The organism is Virgibacillus sp. MSJ-26 (genome assembly GCF_018918075.1).
Classification (GTDB): Bacteria; Bacillota; Bacilli; order Bacillales; family Amphibacillaceae; genus MSJ-26.
Map to the genome: position 1 here is coordinate 1 of NZ_JAHLPW010000040.1, position 3,919 is coordinate 3,919.

General features: G+C 31.9%; 4 protein-coding genes. 2 read left to right on the forward strand and 2 right to left on the reverse strand.

The window, feature by feature from the left end:
- Positions 1–1,121: MobV family relaxase (gene mobV, locus KQI49_RS18290; RefSeq protein WP_216491004.1), on the reverse strand; the 1,121-nt coding region annotated here is incomplete at its 3' end.
- Between the two features lie 603 nt (positions 1,122–1,724).
- On the opposite strand from mobV, the gene ermCL reads away from it, so the two are divergent.
- Together ermCL and erm(C) are read left to right on the forward strand one after the other, a co-directional pair.
- Positions 1,725–1,784 carry a 23S rRNA methylase leader peptide ErmCL gene (gene ermCL / locus KQI49_RS18295; RefSeq protein WP_014158491.1) on the forward strand — a complete coding sequence of 20 codons (60 nt, stop codon included), beginning with the start codon at positions 1,725–1,727 and terminating at the stop codon, positions 1,782–1,784.
- Positions 1,785–1,844: 60 nt separating this feature from the next.
- Positions 1,845–2,579 carry a 23S rRNA (adenine(2058)-N(6))-methyltransferase Erm(C) gene (gene erm(C), locus KQI49_RS18300; protein WP_002457017.1) on the forward strand — a complete coding sequence of 245 codons (735 nt, stop codon included), beginning with the start codon at positions 1,845–1,847 and terminating at the stop codon, positions 2,577–2,579.
- A 72-nt stretch (positions 2,580–2,651) separates the two neighbouring features.
- Here erm(C) and KQI49_RS18305 read toward each other — a convergent pair whose 3' ends face one another.
- On the reverse strand, positions 2,652–3,635 hold the full coding sequence (locus tag KQI49_RS18305; protein ID WP_014125933.1) for a protein rep: 984 nt from the start codon (positions 3,633–3,635) through the stop codon (positions 2,652–2,654).
- Positions 3,636–3,919 lie beyond the last annotated feature (284 nt).

The window sequence follows — 3,919 nt, forward strand, 5'->3', positions numbered from 1 at the left end:
TTAAAAACGTTTTTAAAGGCTTTTAAGCCGTCTGTACGTTCCTTAAGGAATTCCTTAGTGCTTTCATAGATTAAACTCACATCACGCTTTAAATCGCTTATTTTAGACTTTAAAGACTTATTTTCTTCAAGCAACTCATTATAATCATTTACATTTTCGTTAAATCGCTCTACAAGACCACTATATTTTTCTTTAACTTGCCCATGTTCTTTACTTAATTTTTTATATTCTCTCGCCATATCAGTACTCATGAGATTTCTAACATGCTGTTTTAACTTATCGTTATCTCTCGCAGCAGTCACTAAGTTTTTATAGTCACGCTCCGATATAACAACATTTTTAGTTGGTTTCTTTTCTGTTTTCATTATTTCTTTTCCTAAACCAAACATGGACTTTTCACCCGTTGGCACTTCAACATTTTTCATGTGTCGTTTCGCTGGTACTTCTAAATCTGATTTAACTTTATCGCTATAAGCAGTCCATTCATCTTTTTTAACTGCTAAGTTTTTTTCTAGAAAATCAATCTCTTTTTCCAAAGTTTGTTTTTTAAATTTAGCTGTCTCAATATGTTTACGGTCAGAGCCACGTTCACCACGCTTCAACTCAAAACCCTGTTTTTTCATATGCTCGGGGAATTTATCTTGTAACCATAACAGTTCTTGACGATTAAACACATTTTTTCCTTGTAATTTTCCATCACGCATAGGCACAACACCTAAATGCATGTGAGGGGTTTGCTCATCATTATGGACTGTTGCGTAAGCAATATTTTGCTTGCCGTATCGTTCAGAAAATAATTTATAACTTTCCTCAAAAAATCGTTTTTGTTCTCCTGGATCCAGTCGCTCAAAAAAATCTCGGTCAGATGTTACTAACAACTCATTTACAAGAACAGCATCTTTTCTTGTTTTTCGTGTACCTGTTTTTTGTGAATCGATTATGTCTTTTACACGTTCGTTATAATTTATGTTTTCATCGTTTTGCAAATCATAATTTTCATGCGTTCGCTCTCTGTCAATATCTTCATTCGTTCTACTTTCTCGCTCTCTTTGATTATGAAATTGCATGCCCTTTAGTCCAGCTGATTTCACTTTTTGCATTCTACAAACTGCATAACTCATATGTAAATCGCTCCTTTTTAGGTGGCACAAATGTGAGGCATTTTTGCTCTTTTCCGGCAATTACTTCCATGTAAAGTATAACATACTATACTTTATATCCATAAAGTGTGTGCTCTGCGAGGCTATTGGCTCTGCCAACAAAACCCTGCATACTGATTACCAGTATGCACAAAACCTTTAAGACCTTTCTTTTTTTTACGAGAAAAAAGAAACAAAAAAACCTGACCTCTGCCACCTCAGCAAAAGGGGGATTTGCTCTCGTGGCTCGTTTAAAAAAGACAAGGGACAGGTCGTATTTTTCAAAACGCTGCGCTGAAAAATCTCCACCTTAAACCCTTGTCTTTTTTATTTTGTCCGTTATGTTTTTCGTACCGAAAGCCGTACTCAGCAAAATCAAAATTTGCTCGACTTTCGGTTTTCCAGGATAACGGACAAAACCACTTAAAATAACAAAAGACACGAGAATGATCTCTCGTATCTTTTGTATTCTTATTCAACAATCGCGCCCGATTGCAGTATAAATTTAACGGTCGTTCATCATGTTCTTATTTATCAGAGCTTGTGCTATAATTATTTTAAGTTTATAAGAAGGAGAATTAATATATGGGCATTTTTAGTATTTTTGTAATCAACACAGTTGATTATCAACCAAACAAAAAATAAGTGGTTATAATGAATCGTTGATAAGCAAAATTCATTATAACCGCATTAAAGAGGGTTATAATGAACAAAAAAAATATAAAAGACAGTCAAAACTTTATTACTTCGAAACGTAATGTAGATAAAATAATGACAAATATAAGCTTAAATGAACATGATAATATCTTTGAAATTGGCTCAGGAAAAGGGCATTTTACCCTTGAATTAGTACAAAGGTGTAATTTCGTAACTGCTATTGAAATAGACCATAAATTATGCAAGACTACAGAAAATAAACTTGTTAATCACGATAATTTTCAAGTTTTAAACAAGGATATATTGCAGTTTAAATTTCCTAAAAACCAATCCTATAAAATATTTGGTAATATACCTTACAACATAAGTACGGATATAATACGCAAAGTTGTTTTTGAAAGTATAGCTGATGAGAGTTATTTAATCGTGGAATACGGGTTTGCTAAAAGGTTATTGAATACAAAGCGCTCATTGGCGTTACTTTTAATGGCAGAAGTTGATATTTCTATATTAAGTATGGTTCCAAGAGAATATTTTCATCCTAAACCTAAAGTGAATAGCTCGCTTATCAGATTAAATAGAAAAAAATCAAGAATATCGTACAAAGATAAACAGAAGTATAATTATTTCGTTATGAAATGGGTTAACAAAGAATACAAGAAAATATTTACAAAGAATCAATTTAACAAATCCTTAAAACATGCGGGAATTGACGATTTAAACAATATTAGCTTTGAGCAATTCTTGTCTCTTTTCAATAGCTATAAATTATTTAATAAGTAAGTTAAGGGGTGCGTAAACTGCACCCCTTAACTTGTCTTGTTTTGCTTAAACAATCTTGGCCCTTTTGTTGAATTACTCTTTAATAAAATAATTTTTCCGTTCCCAATTCCACATTGCAATAATAGAAAAGCCATCTTCATCTGCTTTTTCTTCATCATCTGTATGTATTAAATCGCCATCTTCTGCGTCATCAAGATTTAATTCCTTATGAATTTCCTTTAATAAACCACCATATGAAATTAATCTTTTTCGATAAAGTCCTTCCTCCAAATCAGCTAAACGCTGCAAATTTCTTTCTTCGTCATCAGTCATAAAATCTGTATCTTTTACTGGATATTTTGCAGTTTCATCAATGGCTGATTTTATATCAGATTTATGTTTATTTTTTGGTCGAATCATTTGGACTTTAACGTTTGGATCATAATCTAATTTCATAGCTCTTTTCCAAAATTGAATCCATTGCTTTTGATTCACATAGTTTTCAGTGTTATAAAAATAAGTGCTTTCTACACAAACCAACACATGCATGTGTTGGTTATAAGAATTATCTATATTATTTACAGTTACTTCTGTCGCTCGCATAAAACCAACTAAGTTTTTATTAATTTTCTTATATTTCATCATACGATTAAAACCTTTTGACATATCCGATAAACTTTTATTTAATTCAGTACCATCATAAACATTTCTAACGGTCAACGTAAGGAAAAGCCAACGAACTGTTGGTTTTTGTTTGATAACTTCTGCAACAACCTTTTGTGACTGAATACCATGCTTCATTGCTCTCCTCCAGTTGCACATTGGACATAATCGAGATTTACAAAACCACACACGATATAACGTTTTTTCTCCCGTTTCATAACTCACTTTATATTCAAGTACCTCTGCACAATCTTTTACACGTTCAGCCTTTTTAAATTCAAGAATATGCAAGAGTTCAAAATAATCTACATTTGCCATTTTCTTTTCTCGCCAAGGTCTTATTTTTCCACTTTTTGTTTTGTCGATTAGTACACTTGATTTTTCATCTGAATTAATGCTATTATTATTGCACATAATTAATACAGAAACCCCCTATGTAAATTTGTTTTTGTGTGGTAACTTAAACAATAACATAGGGTATTTTTCTGTGCAAGGATTTTTAAAGGTTCATTAACCTTATAAAGCCAATCACACCAACACTTTAAACGCGATGTAAACTATAAAAATAAAAACTTGTTGTTTCTATATGTATCAAGATAAGAAAGAACAAGTTCAAAACCATCAAAAAAAGACACCTTTTCAGGTGCTTTTTTTATTTTATAAACTCATTCCCTGATCTCGACTTCGTTCTTTTTTTA